Source organism: Arenibacter hampyeongensis, assembly GCF_002909255.1.
In the GTDB taxonomy this organism is placed as follows: Bacteria; Bacteroidota; Bacteroidia; order Flavobacteriales; family Flavobacteriaceae; genus Arenibacter; species Arenibacter hampyeongensis.
Map to the genome: position 1 here is coordinate 28,496 of NZ_PIOB01000004.1, position 14,654 is coordinate 43,149.

Annotated in this window: 16 protein-coding genes; 9 read left to right on the top strand and 7 right to left on the bottom strand. The window is 38.8% G+C overall.

The window, feature by feature from the left end:
• The first annotated feature begins 5 nt into the window (after nucleotides 1–5).
• Both CWD91_RS10965 and CWD91_RS10970 read left to right on the top strand, forming a co-directional pair.
• Nucleotides 6–839: a fumarylacetoacetate hydrolase family protein gene (locus CWD91_RS10965; protein ID WP_103441003.1), complete on the top strand. Its 834-nt coding sequence runs from the start codon at nucleotides 6–8 to the stop codon at nucleotides 837–839.
• Nucleotides 840–862: 23 nt separating this feature from the next.
• Complete coding sequence (locus CWD91_RS10970) at nucleotides 863–1,171, top strand: hypothetical protein (RefSeq protein ID WP_103441004.1); 309 nt, start codon at nucleotides 863–865, stop codon at nucleotides 1,169–1,171.
• 154 nt (nucleotides 1,172–1,325) lie between these two features.
• On the opposite strand, the gene CWD91_RS10975 is transcribed toward CWD91_RS10970, so the two are convergent.
• From CWD91_RS10975 to CWD91_RS11005, 7 genes are all read right to left on the bottom strand, one after another.
• Complete coding sequence (locus CWD91_RS10975; protein WP_103441005.1) at nucleotides 1,326–2,102, bottom strand: NIPSNAP family protein; 777 nt, start codon at nucleotides 2,100–2,102, stop codon at nucleotides 1,326–1,328.
• Nucleotides 2,103–2,170: 68 nt separating this feature from the next.
• A complete protein-coding gene (locus CWD91_RS10980; RefSeq protein WP_103441006.1) occupies nucleotides 2,171–2,620 on the bottom strand; it encodes a GNAT family N-acetyltransferase in 450 nt (149 codons plus the stop codon).
• Nucleotides 2,621–2,679: 59 nt separating this feature from the next.
• A complete protein-coding gene (locus tag CWD91_RS10985) occupies nucleotides 2,680–4,989 on the bottom strand; it encodes an FdhF/YdeP family oxidoreductase (RefSeq protein WP_103441007.1) in 2,310 nt (769 codons plus the stop codon).
• Nucleotides 4,989–5,363, bottom strand: a complete 375-nt coding sequence (locus CWD91_RS10990; RefSeq protein ID WP_103441008.1) for a DUF7009 family protein — start codon at nucleotides 5,361–5,363, stop codon at nucleotides 4,989–4,991. Before CWD91_RS10990 ends, CWD91_RS10985 begins: the two co-directional genes overlap by 1 nt.
• A 66-nt stretch (nucleotides 5,364–5,429) precedes the next feature.
• Nucleotides 5,430–6,263 carry a formate dehydrogenase accessory sulfurtransferase FdhD gene (fdhD, locus tag CWD91_RS10995; protein WP_103441009.1) on the bottom strand — a complete coding sequence of 278 codons (834 nt, stop codon included), beginning with the start codon at nucleotides 6,261–6,263 and terminating at the stop codon, nucleotides 5,430–5,432.
• A gap of 10 nt (nucleotides 6,264–6,273) precedes the next feature.
• Entirely contained in the window at nucleotides 6,274–7,185 is a 912-nt protein-coding gene (locus tag CWD91_RS11000; RefSeq protein ID WP_103441010.1) for a bifunctional metallophosphatase/5'-nucleotidase, read from the bottom strand.
• A 2-nt stretch (nucleotides 7,186–7,187) separates the two neighbouring features.
• Nucleotides 7,188–7,952 (bottom strand): 5'-nucleotidase C-terminal domain-containing protein, encoded by a 765-nt coding sequence (locus CWD91_RS11005; protein WP_103441011.1) that lies wholly within the window; start codon nucleotides 7,950–7,952, stop codon nucleotides 7,188–7,190.
• Nucleotides 7,953–8,023: 71 nt separating this feature from the next.
• On the opposite strand from CWD91_RS11005, the gene CWD91_RS11010 reads away from it, so the two are divergent.
• The 7 genes from CWD91_RS11010 (at nucleotide 8,024) to recN (ending at nucleotide 14,630) form a co-directional block, all read left to right on the top strand.
• Entirely contained in the window at nucleotides 8,024–8,560 is a 537-nt protein-coding gene (locus tag CWD91_RS11010; RefSeq protein ID WP_103441012.1) for a DUF6913 domain-containing protein, read from the top strand.
• A complete protein-coding gene (dapA, locus tag CWD91_RS11015) occupies nucleotides 8,560–9,450 on the top strand; it encodes a 4-hydroxy-tetrahydrodipicolinate synthase (RefSeq protein WP_103441013.1) in 891 nt (296 codons plus the stop codon). Before CWD91_RS11010 ends, dapA begins: the two co-directional genes overlap by 1 nt.
• Nucleotides 9,451–9,593: 143 nt before the next feature.
• Nucleotides 9,594–10,415 carry an outer membrane protein assembly factor BamD gene (locus tag CWD91_RS11020; protein ID WP_103441014.1) on the top strand — a complete coding sequence of 274 codons (822 nt, stop codon included), beginning with the start codon at nucleotides 9,594–9,596 and terminating at the stop codon, nucleotides 10,413–10,415.
• A gap of 15 nt (nucleotides 10,416–10,430) precedes the next feature.
• Nucleotides 10,431–10,763, top strand: a complete 333-nt coding sequence (locus CWD91_RS11025; RefSeq protein ID WP_103441015.1) for a DNA-directed RNA polymerase subunit omega — start codon at nucleotides 10,431–10,433, stop codon at nucleotides 10,761–10,763.
• 3 nt (nucleotides 10,764–10,766) lie between these two features.
• Nucleotides 10,767–11,972, top strand: coding sequence for a bifunctional phosphopantothenoylcysteine decarboxylase/phosphopantothenate--cysteine ligase CoaBC (gene coaBC, locus CWD91_RS11030; RefSeq protein ID WP_103441016.1), 1,206 nt, complete (start codon nucleotides 10,767–10,769; stop codon nucleotides 11,970–11,972).
• Nucleotides 11,965–12,855: a type IX secretion system protein PorD gene (gene porD, locus CWD91_RS11035; RefSeq protein ID WP_103441017.1), complete on the top strand. Its 891-nt coding sequence runs from the start codon at nucleotides 11,965–11,967 to the stop codon at nucleotides 12,853–12,855. The genes coaBC and porD overlap by 8 nt, the downstream gene beginning before the upstream one ends.
• Before the next feature lie 122 nt (nucleotides 12,856–12,977).
• Nucleotides 12,978–14,630: a DNA repair protein RecN gene (gene recN / locus CWD91_RS11040; protein WP_103441018.1), complete on the top strand. Its 1,653-nt coding sequence runs from the start codon at nucleotides 12,978–12,980 to the stop codon at nucleotides 14,628–14,630.
• The last annotated feature ends 24 nt before the right edge of the window (nucleotides 14,631–14,654 follow it).

Consider the following 14,654-nt stretch of genomic DNA (forward strand, 5'->3'; position numbering starts at 1 on the left):
ATAGGATGAAAGTTTTTAAGACCAACCAAGGTATTCTAATTGAAAATAACCATAAATTTTATCTAACCGATATGGATTGGGATTCGTTTATTGCGGACGATGACATTTTTGCCAGTACCCTGACCTTGATTTCCAAGCTTGATCCTATTGAAAATAGCGATACCATATTGACCAACAGTTTAGTGCCACCAGTGGGGCGCCAAGAAATTTGGGCATCCGGAGTAACCTATTATAAGAGTAGGGAGGCCCGCATTGAAGAATCCAAAGATGCCGGGGGAGGTGATTTTTATGACCGGGTCTATAATGCTGAAAGGCCTGAATTGTTTTTTAAAAGTACTGCTAGCCGGGCAGTAGGGCATAAGCAGGATGTTAGGATTAGAAGGGATTCCAAATGGAACGTTCCCGAGCCGGAATTGACATTGGTAATAACTCCCAATGCCAAAATAATAGGGTATACCATTGGTAACGACATGAGTTCTAGGGATATTGAAGGGGAGAATCCCTTATATCTCCCACAGGCCAAGAGTTATGATGGTGCTGCGGCTATAGGGCCTTGTATTTGGCTTACCAAGGAACCCATTTCTATGGATACCAAGATCAAAATTCAAATTGTTCGTAACGGTAATAACGTATTCGAGGGTGAGACCGAGGTGGGACAAATGAAAAGAAAACTTACCGATCTTGTCCATTACCTTTATCGCGAAATGTCTTTCCCTTATGGCAGTCTTTTAATGACCGGGACCGGTGTGGTGCCACCCGATTCCTTTACCCTTGATCACGGGGATGTTATTAATATTACAGTAGATTCAATAGGGACCCTATCCAATACTGTAGCATAATTTGTCAAATTAATATAGGTATAATGTCCATTCCAAAAAGTTACAAGGAATTTGAAAAAACCCTTACGCAACACTCGCCACCGCTTACTTGGTCCGGAGCCTTGAGGGCCATGTGGTTCGATGTTAAGGGAGATTGGGAGTCGTCACACAATATTGCGCAGGACATGCATGATAACAATGGGAGCTGGATCCATGCTTATTTACATAGAAAGGAAGGGGATAAATTTAATGCGGGTTATTGGTATGGAATGGCAGGGAAAAAATTTCCCAGCATAGACTTGGAGGATGAACAACGGCAATTGACGGAGTATTTTTTGGCACAACAGCGGTAGTAACGGCTGTTTCTGGCTAAAATTTTAGTGGTTATTAGGTAAAAACAAAAGGCCGTGATATAGTTTCGCGGCCTTTTTTGTAATAAAATTTTTTTATCCCCAACATGGTTTTTCTCCTTTATTTCCAAGGTCTGGATACAAAACGGAGTTATGATTAATAATCAGAATATTCAGTAGGGTAGAAAAAGCGGGTGACGTTCTTGGAAACATTGTTTTGGTACCTTGGGTCCGCTTTTAATTTATTCCAAACGGGTGAATCGGAAAATGATTTCCAATGGGCATCCCTACTGGCCTGATTTTCAAATGTGGTCATATACATGAGGTTGGGCATATGGGGTCCTGAAAGTACCTCCCCATAAAAAACGGCATTAAACCCTAAATTGTCAAAAAGTGTTACCTCCCCACCTTTGTTGAACATCTCCACCTTGTTTATGTATTTGGCCTCTGTCGCCGATTCGTAACTTCTCAATTCATAGATTCGGTCTTTACGGGGTCCGCTTAAAGGTGATGGCTTCATCTTGGGCATATCCACAAATGCCTTTAAAAGGACAGATTCGACCCTACTGAAAGGTGGGTTTTTATAGGGTGCATCCAAAAAATCCTTGGAAGCTGCCATATAAACCTTATCCTTTTGAAGTTTGGTCTCTATTGTTTCCAAATCGCCAGGACCTTTCATTGGAATCAATACTTTTATACTTCTGGGATTTAAAGAATCTATGGTTCTAGGTTTTAACACGCCCACGTTCTTTATATTCAGTTTTTTAAGTGCGGGCAATAAGGCCTCGCTCAGATATTTGTCAGTACTTATTTCCTGTTCCTCGGTGTCCAAGAGGAAGGTTTTAAGTTGATAATATTCACGTTGCTGGGCCTGGCACCATGTACCGATAGTAAATAAAAACAGGAGGAAAGAAAGATATAAGGCTTTTTGCATTGCGCTGGATTAAGATAAATAATTTAATTTTATTAGAGATTGGTAAGGTAGTGTTTTAGTAAATAATGTCATAGTTTTTTAATAAAGCAAACACTGTTGACCATTCCTTTGTATTGTCCGTAGTTGGGAATAGGGAGGTAACCATTTTTTTTATAGAGTGAAATGGCCTCTGGCTGTCTAAGTCCTGTTTCCAGAATACAGGAACTGCAATTCTTTTCCGCTGCCCATTTTTCAAGCTCCTTTAAAATCATTGAAGCAATTCCCTTTCCGCGTTCGTTTGTTGCAACAAACATTCTTTTTATCTCCATGGTGGTGGAATTGTATTCCTTTATTGCGCCACAACCTACCGGTTTATTATCCCGATAAGCCAAAACTACAAAAGGTAGGTTTACTATGCCATTGAATTGCGCATAGAAGTCATGCTCATCCCCATCCCTTTGTTTCAAATCGGAATCGAGTAATTTAACCAGCGCTATAAAATCCAAATTTTTGGAATTACTTCTTTTAATGATTACCATGGTAATATGATTTTCTTCAAGTATGACCCAATAGTCCTGGATTTTGTTTCTTGTAAGGTCTAGGAGGCATGTTTTTTTACTTTAATAATCACCGATTTGGAAGTAGGGGTATTGCTTTGGTCGGCCGTACTGTTTAATGGGACCAAAACATTGGCCTCAGGAAAGTAGGTTGCACAGCATTGTTGGGGGATATCGTATGGAATTACTATAAACTTTTGGGCCACACGTTCCTTATTGTCGTGATAATTAAATAGGTCTACCAGATCGCGTTCATTGAGCTGGTGCTCTTCCATATCTTTGGGATTCATCAATATAATCCTTCGTTCATTAAAAATACCTCTATATCGATCATTAAGTCCATAAATAGTGGTGTTAAACTGATCGTGGCTACGTATGGTCATCATTAGAAGTTCATCTGATTGTAAAATAATGGCCTCACTATTGGAGATACTGAAATGGGCCTTCCCAGTTGTAGTATTATAGGAATTGTCCCGTGCCCCATTAGGCAAATAGAAGCCTGAAGGCTGTCTTATCTTTTGGTTGTAGTTCTCAAATCCTGGAATACATTTTTGGATACTGTCCCTAATATGGTCGTAATGTTCCAGGTATTTTTTCCAGTCCACCTTGGAGTTTTTCAAAGCGGCCATGGCCAAATGGCAAACAATGGTAGGTTCACTTAACAATTTGGAGGATATGGGGTTTAGACTTCCTTTGGAGCTATGCACAATTCCCATTGAATTTTCAACACTTACAAATTGTAATTCCCCATTGACAATATCTTTGTCCGTCCTTCCCAAACAGGGCAGGATAATAGCTTCCTTGCCATGGATAAGGTGGCTACGGTTGAGCTTGGTGGAAACTTGTACGGTAAGGTCACATTTCTGAAGTGCTTCTGCTGTATATAAGGTGTCCGGGGTTGCCGATAAAAAATTACCTCCCATTGCAAAAAAGACTTTAGCTTTACCGGAGTGCATGGCTTTAATACTTTCCACTGTGTCAAATCCATGTTTTCGAGGTGGACTAAATTGGAATACTTTTTCCAGGCTGTCCAACAATGATTTTGGAGGCTTTTCGTAAATACCCATGGTTCGGTCCCCCTGGACGTTGCTGTGGCCTCGGACAGGGCATGTACCGGCACCGGGTTTTCCTATGCTTCCCTTTAATAACAAAAGGTTGACAATTTCTTTTATTGTATTAACAGAATTTTTGTGTTGTGTAAGGCCCATGGCCCAACAGGCAATAATTTTATTTTTGGTGCTTAGGATATTGGCAACAGTTTGCAGGGTTTCCAGGGGTATTCCAGATTCAGCTACAAGTTCATTTAAATTAAGTGTTCTTATGTGGTTCAAGTAATCTTTAAATCCCAGGGTTTTTTTATCAATAAATGAATGATCGAAAACAGTACCTGGACGCCTGTCTTCTATGGCCAGCATAAGTTTTACCAATGCCTGGAGCAGGGCCATATCCCCATTTATTTTTACTTGGAGGTATATATCGGTTAATTTGGTCTTTATTCCCAATGCCCCCTTTATTTCTTGGGGATTGTTGAAATTTAAAAGACCTGTCTCGATAATAGGGTTTATAGAAATTATGGTGGTACCATTTTCTTTTGCCCTTTTAAGGGCACTTAGCATTCTTGGGTGATTTGTCCCGGGATTTTGTCCTAGGATCAGAATTACCTCAGTGTTGTAAAAATCTTCCAGTTTTACCGATCCCTTACCTATGCCAAGGGTATCCGTAAGAGCCACGCCACTACTTTCGTGGCACATATTGCTGCAGTCCGGCATATTATTGGTGCCGTATTCCCTGACAAAAAGCTGGTATAGAAAAGCGGCCTCATTACTAGTTCTACCAGAGGTGTAAAATATAGCCTCATCAGGACTATTTAATTTATTGAGATGTTCTGCTATTTTATCAAAAGCCCCTTCCCATGTTATTTCCTGATAAAAGTCGGACCCTTCGGGCAAGTACATGGGTTGGGCCAACCTCCCTTTTTTGCCTATTTCGTAATCGGAAAGCATGGAAAGTTGGGAAACTCTGTTTTCTTTAAAAAATTTAGCGTCCAATTTTTTGGTAGTGGCCTCTTCGGCAATGGCTTTGGCGCCATTTTCGCAATATTCTGCTATTGAGCTTCGCTCATCGTCCGGGTCTGGCCAGGCACATCCTGGACAGTCAATTCCACCTTTTTGGTTGAGGTTGGCAAGTGCTTTTAATCCTCGACCGAGTCCCATTTCCCCTAAAACATGTTTGGCTGAAGAAAAAACAGCAGGAATACCTGCAGCAACTTTCTTGGGTTCTGCAGTTTTTAGACCGGTTAATATTGCCGGAGCTGTTGGACTTGGACTGGTTTTTTCTGGATTTTTGGCCATTAGGATTTGCTTGTTGCCGCGGGGTTGGGGTAATTATCCGATTGATCTTCAATACGCTCATCCAAACAAACAAAATCTTTTTCCAAGAGAAGGCGTAAAGTTTGTCCATTGTCCAAAGTCATATCATTCGAATAACCCACTAGATCTATATCCGGCCATTTTTCGCTTTCAACTTTGGGAAGAAATAAAGTAATGGTATTATTTAGGAAATCCGCTTGGAGGGCGGTGATACCCTCTTTAGCCAATACTCGATAGCCAAAGTTTTTACCGTTAAAGGAGGTATGCTCTTCAAAACAACCTTTCTCTTGTAATGCAGTTACTTCGGACTTTGTGAGCCTGTAGCGTATTGAATTGCCCTGTATCCTAATTTTCATTCAAACCAAATTTTATATCAGTATATAAAGTTATGGATTACACAATTAGCTTCAAAGTTAAGATACCTATATTTTAATTCGATTTGCTCCGGTGTAGATGTTATAGCGGGTTTCACTTAGAAAGCCGATAAGGGTAATGTCATGTTCCTCGGCCAATTCCACAGCCAAGCTGGATGGTGCTCCGACAGCCATAATGAAATGAATTCCAGCCATGGCCGCCTTTTGTATCAATTCAAAACTGGCTCTACCACTCAGAAATAATAAATATTGGTTTAAGGGCAAATTCTCTTGTTGAAGACTATTGCCTATGAGTTTATCCAAGGCATTATGCCTGCCAACATCTTCCCGAACATTAATTAGTTGTCCTTGGGTATTGAATAGGGCGGCTGCATGTATGCCTCCGGTATTGTTAAAGATATTCTGTTGTTGCTGAAGAATCCCGGGAAAGGATTTAATGAGATTTTTTTCAATTAGAAAATCCGATGGGGAGGAGGGTAGACGACATACTGTTTTTAAAGCTTCAATACTGGCTTTGCCACAAACACCACAACTACTGCTGGTGTAAAAATGTCTTTCCAGTTTGCTAAGATCTACTTCTTCAGAATTGTTTAATTGGACCTCAACGCTATTATCATCAAGAATAACTCCTGAAATTTGATGGGAGGCAATGATAATTCCTTCGGTGAAAAGAAATCCTATGGCAAGATCTCGATCATGGCCAGGGGTCCTCATGGTTATGGAAATACTTTTATTGGTAATGGGTGGATCCACTTTTATAAGGCTGATGCTTATTTCCAGGGGTTCCTCAACGGCTATGGCATCTGCGTGTTCTACAAGGTCGTCTCCAAGTATTTTAATAATTTTTTTGGAGACTATAGATTTAACTTTTTCCTGAATCATAATTTTGAGTTTAAACCTTGATGGACACGCCCTCTGAAGCATTTTGCTTTCCGTCGTCAAAATAAAAATCGATTCGGCCTAAATTAATACCAAAACAACCTACTTGGTTTACCAATGTTTGTTGGTTTTTTCTATTGTTGGTTATAGTTGGCCGATCCAAAAATGTATGCGTATGGCCACCAATAATTAAATCTATATTTTCTGTGCTGGCCGCAAGTTTTAGGTCGTCCGGTTTTTGTGGATTTTGGTATTGGTATCCTAAATGGGAAAGACAGATAATTAGATCACATTTCTCTTCTTCCTTTAAGGTACGGCTTATTTCTTGGGCAATCTCAATGGGATCTAGATAAACGGTTTCTTGGTACAGCTTTTTGGTTACTAAACCGGCAAGCTCTATTCCCAATCCGAAAACTCCAATCTTTATTCCGTCTAAAATATATATCTTATAAGGATTTACGTGCCCGTCCATCGTCGTATTACTAAAATCGTAGTTGGCCGATAAAAAATCAAATTTTGCATAAGGAAGTTGCGCGGCAAGACCATCGAGACCATTGTCGAAATCGTGATTGCCAATGGTGGCGGCATCATATTTTAACATGCTCATCAATTTAAATTCCAATTCGCCCCCATAAAAATTGAAGTAAGGAGTTCCTTGAAAAATATCCCCGGCATCGAACAAAAGTGTATTTGGGTTTTCTTTTCTTATTTGGTCCACTATAGTTGCTCTTCTGGCCACACCGCCCAAGTTGGGATAAGCGGAATGGTTGTTTGGAAAGGGGTCTATATGGCTATGTACATCATTGGTGTGCAAGATGGTAATACGCTTACTGGACGAATTATGGCAAGAATTCATCGATAGACCTCCTAAGCCAATAAACGTGGAAGAAGCTGCAGTTCTGGTTATAAATTTTCTACGATCCATAATTAATCAATTTTTATAAATCGATCATCTTCAAATGGGGTTATAGTATCCATTTTCTTAAAATAATCGATCAAGGTATTTCTAATCAAATAATCAGAATCGGTCAATGAAATATAATCTTTAAAAAAATCCATTTTATCCCCACCTGTGACCAAATAATCCGATGTTGCTACATAATAAGTCCTGTTCTCATCAAAGGGCTTTCCTTGAATGTTGACCTCCTGTAAACTTTTATTTTTATCCAAAATTATTTGAATCCCTGAAATGGGATGGGCAACGGTCGACTTTATTAGGAACGATACCATTGCTCTAACGGTTTTGCCGTCCAATTCTGCGATAACCACCGAATTTTCAAAGGGCATCACCTCAAAGGCAGTGCGCTCGGTAATATTCCCTGCGGAAATTACAGAGCGGATACTTCCGAAATTAAGAAGTACAAAATCTACATTCTTACCCGTTCTAGCTTTAAAAACGGGATCTACCTCATGCATTACAATGTCCGCCATTAAATTGCCAGCGGTTGTATTCAATGTTCCTTCCGTTTTGGATATGGCTTTTGGAGCAAAAGCCAAAACGCTGTCCAATACCTCGTTGATCCTGTTGCGATAAGGAGAGATATAGATTTCAACGGAATCTTTTGGAGTAGCGGAGTAATTGATCTGAATCCGTTGCCCTTCAATATTTCCAAGCTTGGGAATAGATTCTTTACACGCTAGGAAGATTACACATGTTACAATTATAACAAAATGTTTGTTTTTTAAATTCATATACTTCTTACCTTCGTGTAAATATTGCGTTGAGAATATTTACATTTACATTCTTGAAAATGTAAAAATACATGTTTTTAAAAACGCTTAAGGAAAAAATTAAATTTAGGGCCGGTAAAAAGTTTTTACTACGGGGATTGAATGCCCCTTCACAGGTGGTGAATAGGGAAAAAGGTATAAGTTCTGTAGGCTGTATTGTGGATTTGGATGCGTTTGAAAATACTAACGCCTTTTATGAGTTTGTGGATGAATTTTCTTTAAGGCCCAATTCGGTAAAAATAATTGGTTACAAGAAATTTTACGATAAAAATTCTCCATATTCCACCCCAGTTTTTTCCGATAAGGATTTAGGGTGGAAAGCCAATATTGAAAACAGTTATGCCTTAGAGTTTTTAAACAGGGAATATGATCTATTGGTAAATTATTATACGGATGAAAAATTATTATTGCAGTTAATGACTTTAAAGACAAAGGCAAGATTAAAGGTAGGCTTTGGTGATGTGGATAAAAATTTAAATGATTTGATATTGAATACTCCCATTAAGGATTTCCAGGCCTTTAAAAAGGAATTGCGGAAATATTTAAGGGTTTTAAATGAAATTAAGTAATGGAACAGTTAGTTGGTACAGGTGTTGCTTTGGTGACTCCTTTTAAGGAGGATTTCTCTATAGATACGATTGCATTATCCAAAATCGTAAATTATTGTGTAGATGGTGGAATAGATTATTTGGTTGTTCTAGGTACAACCGGTGAGTCTGTTGTACTTACAAAAAAAGAAAAGCAACTAGTTATAGATACCGTTGTTGATGCCAATGCCGGAAGGCTTCCGTTGGTCTTGGGAATAGGGGGTAATAACACGGCAGCTGTAGTGGAAGAGCTTCAGGAAACCGATTTAAAGGATTTCGTGGCTATTTTATCGGTTTCGCCTTATTATAACAGACCAACCCAAGAGGGTATTTACCAACATTTCAAAGCTATTTCCTTGGTGTCGTCCAAGCCTATAATATTGTACAATGTACCAGGAAGGACGGGTAGCAACATGCTTCCTGAAACGGTTTTGAGGTTGGCCAACGATTTCAATAATATTATAGGAATTAAGGAGGCTTGCGGCGATATGGTTCAAATAATGCGCATCATTAAGGGTAAGCCTGCAGATTTCATGGTGATATCCGGTGATGATTTTACGGCTCTTTCCACGGTATTGGCCGGTGGTTCCGGGGTAATATCGGTATTAGGTCAGGGAGTGGCTTCGGAATTTTCCCAAATGATCCGATTTGGATTGGCTGGAAAGGTTAAGGAAGCCTTTAATTTGCATTACGCCCTACAGGATGGTATGGATTTAATTTTTAAAGAGGGAAATCCTGCTGGGATAAAGGCATTATTGGAGGCTGTTGGTTTAGGTACTGCAGTTGTTAGATTGCCATTGGTAGAGGCTACCGGAACTCTAAAAAAGACCATTAAGAGCTTTTTAAACAGCTTGCTCAAGACGGCAGTATAGCAAAATACGATCATACCTACTTTAGGAATTTATGCCCACAAAGTTAAAACTTGCATAAAAATGTTGTCGTTGGTAAAGTTGCAGGCTATTTTAGCGCGATAAAAATGTTTTTTATATCCGTTTAGAATCCTTAATTTTGCAAAATGTTTTTAAAAATGAAGCGTATATTTTCCTTTTTATTATTGGTTGTATTCCTTAGCTCTTGTAGTGAGTACCAAAAGGTGCTTAAAAATGAAGATGTTAAGGCCAAATATGATCTGGCCGAAAAATTTTATGATGCTGGAGATTTTAAAAGGGCGAACCGTTTATTGGAACAGATTGCTCCTAAGTACATAGGCAAGCCACAAGGGGAACGGGTTATGTTCTTTCTTGCGGATTCTTATTTCCAAACTAAGGACTACAATATGGCCGGCTACCAGTTTGAAAGGTTTTTAAAGTCTTACCCCAAAAGTGACAAAGCTGCCGAAGCAGGATTTTATGGTGCAAAAAGTTACTATAAATTATCTCCAAAATATTCCCTAGATCAAACAGATACCGACAAGGCATTGATAAAATTGCAAAATTTCATTAATGCATATCCAGAATCGGAATATTTAATAGAAGCCAATATTATGGCAAAGGAATTAACGACAAAGAAGGAGCGCAAATCCTATGAGATAGCAAAGCAGTTTAATACCATCGGTGAATTTGATTACACCTTTTTAACTCCAGCAGTTACCGCTTTTGATAATTTTGTATCCGATAACCCTGGTTCTGTTTACCGTGAAGATGCCCTTTATTATAAGTTTGATGCAGCCACCAATTTAGCGATGAATAGTGTTTCATATCTTAAAAAAGAGCGATTAAATAGTGCCAAGTCCGCTTATACGGCATTAAAAAAATCATTTCCTGAGTCCAAGTATCTTAAGGATGCCGATAAGACTTTGGAAAAAGTTGAAAAAGAATTAGAAGTTTATTCCAAATAAATATACATTTTTGATATGAATATGAACGATTTAAAGAATTCGAAAGCTCCTGTTTCCACGGTAACTATCAATAAAAATGATTTTGATGCCAGAACTGGGAATATCTATGAGGCTATTTCCATCACTGCGAAAAGAGCTGTTCAGATAAATTCTGAAATTAAAAAAGAGCTTTTGGAGAAGTTGGAGGAATTTGCAACCTATAGTGATAGTCTGGAGGAAGTTTTTGAGAACAAAGAACAGATCGAGGTTTCAAAATTCTACGAAAAATTGCCCAAACCACACGCATTGGCAGTAAAGGAGTGGTTAGATGATAAAATTTATCATAGGAATACAGAGAAAGACGCTTAAAGGATGTTGAGCGGTAAGAATATACTTTTAGGAATTACTGGGGGTATAGCTGCTTATAAAACCACCTTTTTGGTCCGTTTACTTATAAAAGCTGGCGCTAACGTTAAAGTTGTTTTAACGGATAGCGCCAGCTCTTTTGTTACTCCCCTAACCTTGGCTACCCTGTCCAAGAATGCGGTTCATTCTTCGTTTATTAATGAGGAAGATGGCAGTGTTTCCTGGAACAATCATGTAGAATTGGGGCTTTGGGCAGACATTGTTCTTATTGCTCCGGCCACCGCCAATACCTTGTCCAAAATGGCCAACGGTACCTGCGATAACTTATTAATGGCTACTTATTTATCGGCCAAATGCCCTGTTTACTTTGCTCCCGCAATGGATCTGGACATGTTTAAACATCCTTCCACTTCAGCTACTTTTCAAAAGCTATTATCTTTTGGGAATATTATGATTCCGGCAACTTCTGGTGAACTGGCCAGTGGATTGATAGGGGAGGGCCGAATGGCAGAACCTGAGGATATTGTTGAATTTCTCAATGATCACCTAGGTAAAGGGCTGCCATTGAGCGGTAAAAAGATATTGATTACAGCCGGACCCACTTATGAAGCCATTGATCCCGTTAGGTTTATTGGCAATCATTCTACAGGATTAATGGGGTACGAGTTGGCAAGAAATGCCGCTAAACTGGGTGCTATGGTATATCTGGTTTCAGGGCCTTCGCATCTAGCCATTCAGCATTCAAATATTCAATTGATTAAAGTAACTTCTGCCGATGAAATGTATACGGAAACCATTGCCCTGTACAAAGATATGGACGTGGTTATTTGTGCTGCGGCAGTAGCGGATTACAAACCAAAATCTGTAGCCGAACAGAAAATAAAGAAATCTTCTGAAGAGTTTAGTATTAGCTTGGTGAAAAACAAGGATATCCTATTTTCCTTGGGAGAAATGAAGGAAAAACAGTTTTTGGTAGGATTTGCCCTGGAAACGGAAAATGAAGAGGAAAACGCCATTGGAAAATTGAAAAGGAAAAATCTGGACGCTATTGTCTTAAATTCCCTCAACGATAAAGGTGCAGGTTTTGGAAAACTCACCAACAAAGTATCGTTCATAGATAAGAATTTGGATATAAAAACGTTTGAGTTAAAAACCAAGGCAGAGGTAGCCTCGGATATTTTAAATGAAATCACCAATAGGATCTATGCGTAATCTACTTTTGATCATAATTTGTTTTATAGCTTCCATAACTGTTGAAGCCCAGGAATTAAATTGTGTCGTTACCATAAATTCAGATCAGGTAGGGCAGACCAATCAGCAAATTTTTAAGACATTGGAGCGTTCCTTGAACGATTTTGTCAATAAAAATAGATGGTCCAATAGGGTTTATAAGGAAAATGAAAGGGTTAATGCCCAAATGTTTATAACCATAACCGAGTATGAATCCAACAGGTTTAAAGGGAATATTCAGATTCAATCTTCAAGACCGGTTTTTAATACTTCTTATACAAGTCCCATTTTTAATTATAAGGACAATCAGTTGAGCTTTAATTACATTGAGTTTCAGCCTTTGGTCTTCAATGAAAACAACATAGATTCCAATTTGGTAGGAGTGCTGGCTTTCTATACTTATATAATTTTGGGATTGGATGCAGATACATTTGCTTTGGAAGGCGGAAGTGAATTTTATAAAAAAGCCCAACAAATTGTTACTTTGGCCCAAAGTGCAGGTTTTTCGGGATGGGCACAGACCTCCGGGGACAGAAGTAGGTTCGAGTTGGTAGACAACCTTATGTCCAACTCCTACAGGGAATACAGAATAGCCATGTACAATTACCATAGAAAGGGATTGGATGTATTGGCAGATAATAATAGTACAGGGAAGCAAGTGATTGCTGGTACCATGCGATTGTTCGAAACTATGATAGGAAGGCATCCCAATGCTTTTTTGATTCAAACTTTTTTTGATGCAAAGTCGGAAGAGATTCAAAATGTATTTTCCGATGGTCCTAAAGTGGATATTGTACAATTAAAGCAAACCTTGAATAAAATAGCACCTCTATATTCTTCCACTTGGAATGAAATAAAATTTTAATAGGATTCTACTCTTTAAATTTTGGCCCTTGGTCTTTAAGGAATTGGTTGAGAAATTTTTTATCCCACATTTTTTTCCAAAGCAATATAAATTATCTTTACGGCAATATTAGAACATAAACATTGCTGACAAATCTCTCCATAAAAAATTACGCTTTAATAGATCATTTGAACGTTAAGTTCACCAATGGCTTTACGGTAATAACCGGTGAAACAGGTGCTGGTAAATCTATTTTATTGGGTGGACTATCCTTGGTACTGGGTAAAAGGGCAGATCTTTCCTCTTTACGGGAGAAGGATAATAAATGTATAGTGGAGGCAGAATTTGAAATTTCCAAATATGGTCTAGAAGCTTTTTTTGCAGAAAATGATCTTGATTACGAGAAAAAAACCATAATTAGGAGGGAGATTTTACCTAGTGGTAAATCCAGGGCCTTTATCAATGATTCGCCTGTAACCTTGGACATTCTTTCCCAATTAGGTGATCAATTGATAGACGTACATTCACAGCATCAAACTTTACGCCTTGCAGATAATGATTTTCAACTGAAGGTGATAGATGCCTTGGCAGACAATGGCAAAGGCATAAAGGAGTATGTGTCCAAGTTAGTGTTATACCAGTCCACATTAAAGGAATTGCAAAATCTGGAAGATTTTCAGAATAGCGCCACCAAGGAGCACGAGTATAACAGCTTTTTGTTGCAGGAATTAAATTCGGCACCATTAAAAGAGGGGATATTGGAAGAGTTGGAGGAGCAATATGAACAGCTTAACAATGTGGAAATTATTTTGGAACAATTGTCCCATGGACAACAGCTGTTAAATGAAGAGCAGATTGGGGTTGTGAACTTACTTGCGGAGTTGAAACAGGTATCCAATAAACTAGCTAGTTTTGGTCATCAATATTCCGATATAAATGAGCGCATAAAATCGGTGTTTATTGAGTTGGATGATATCTCCAATGAACTTAATATACTAAATGAGAAGGTTGAGGCGGATCCACAAATGTTGGAGCAGGTAAATGCCAAGTTGCAATTGCTGTATGACCTTCAAAAGAAACACAAGGTACAGAGTATTACAGAATTGCTGGAGGTAAGGAATAATCTGGACGAAAAGGTGAGTGCCACTGAGAATGTGGTCGTGGATATTGATCGTAAAAAGAAGGAATTACAGCTTTTGGTGTCAGACTTGAATACGGAAGCTTCCAATTTGAGTAAGAAAAGAAAGTCGGTTGTTCCAAATTTGAAAAAACAACTGGAAGATACTTTGGTCGACTTAGGGATGGCAAGTGCTACCTTTAAAATAGAAATTAATCCTGCAAAAGAATTTAAGTCGACCGGTAAGGATGACTTAATCTTTTTGTTTTCAGCGAACAAGGGATCTGATTATGGCGACCTTAAAAAAGTGGCTTCGGGCGGTGAGCTGTCCAGGATTATGTTGACCATTAAGGCCATTTTGGCAAAATATGAGCATCTGCCCACAATGATGTTCGATGAAATAGATACCGGGGTTTCTGGAGAAATTTCCAATAAGATGGGAGATATTATGCAGGATATGAGCAATACCATGCAAATATTTTCCATAACCCATCTACCGCAGGTGGCCGCCAAGGGAGTGCACCATTTTAAAGTTTACAAGGAGGAGGAATTGATGGGGACCAATACTAAAATGAAAAAACTTTCTTCGGAAGAACGAATAGTGGAGCTGGCCGAAATGCTAGGGGGTAAGACTTTATCCGATTCAGCTTTGGCCCATGCCAGGCAGTTACTGGATTAATCTTAGCTTGATTGGATAGGGAAA

Excerpts from the sequence above, each read along its gene's own strand:
- CWD91_RS10965 (WP_103441003.1), top strand. The coding sequence starts at position 6 with ATGAAAGTTTTTAAGACCAACCAAGGTATTCTAATTGAAAATAACCAT.
- CWD91_RS10970 (WP_103441004.1), top strand. The coding sequence starts at position 863 with ATGTCCATTCCAAAAAGTTACAAGGAATTTGAAAAAACCCTTACGCAA.
- CWD91_RS10975 (WP_103441005.1), bottom strand. The coding sequence starts at position 2,102 with ATGCAAAAAGCCTTATATCTTTCTTTCCTCCTGTTTTTATTTACTATC.
- CWD91_RS10980 (WP_103441006.1), bottom strand. The coding sequence starts at position 2,620 with ATGGTAATCATTAAAAGAAGTAATTCCAAAAATTTGGATTTTATAGCG.
- CWD91_RS10985 (WP_103441007.1), bottom strand. The coding sequence starts at position 4,989 with ATGGCCAAAAATCCAGAAAAAACCAGTCCAAGTCCAACAGCTCCGGCA.
- CWD91_RS10990 (WP_103441008.1), bottom strand. The coding sequence starts at position 5,363 with ATGAAAATTAGGATACAGGGCAATTCAATACGCTACAGGCTCACAAAG.
- fdhD (WP_103441009.1), bottom strand. The coding sequence starts at position 6,263 with ATGATTCAGGAAAAAGTTAAATCTATAGTCTCCAAAAAAATTATTAAA.
- CWD91_RS11000 (WP_103441010.1), bottom strand. The coding sequence starts at position 7,185 with ATGGATCGTAGAAAATTTATAACCAGAACTGCAGCTTCTTCCACGTTT.
- CWD91_RS11005 (WP_103441011.1), bottom strand. The coding sequence starts at position 7,952 with ATGAATTTAAAAAACAAACATTTTGTTATAATTGTAACATGTGTAATC.
- CWD91_RS11010 (WP_103441012.1), top strand. The coding sequence starts at position 8,024 with ATGTTTTTAAAAACGCTTAAGGAAAAAATTAAATTTAGGGCCGGTAAA.
- dapA (WP_103441013.1), top strand. The coding sequence starts at position 8,560 with ATGGAACAGTTAGTTGGTACAGGTGTTGCTTTGGTGACTCCTTTTAAG.
- CWD91_RS11020 (WP_103441014.1), top strand. The coding sequence starts at position 9,594 with ATGTTTTTAAAAATGAAGCGTATATTTTCCTTTTTATTATTGGTTGTA.
- CWD91_RS11025 (WP_103441015.1), top strand. The coding sequence starts at position 10,431 with ATGAATATGAACGATTTAAAGAATTCGAAAGCTCCTGTTTCCACGGTA.
- coaBC (WP_103441016.1), top strand. The coding sequence starts at position 10,767 with ATGTTGAGCGGTAAGAATATACTTTTAGGAATTACTGGGGGTATAGCT.
- porD (WP_103441017.1), top strand. The coding sequence starts at position 11,965 with ATGCGTAATCTACTTTTGATCATAATTTGTTTTATAGCTTCCATAACT.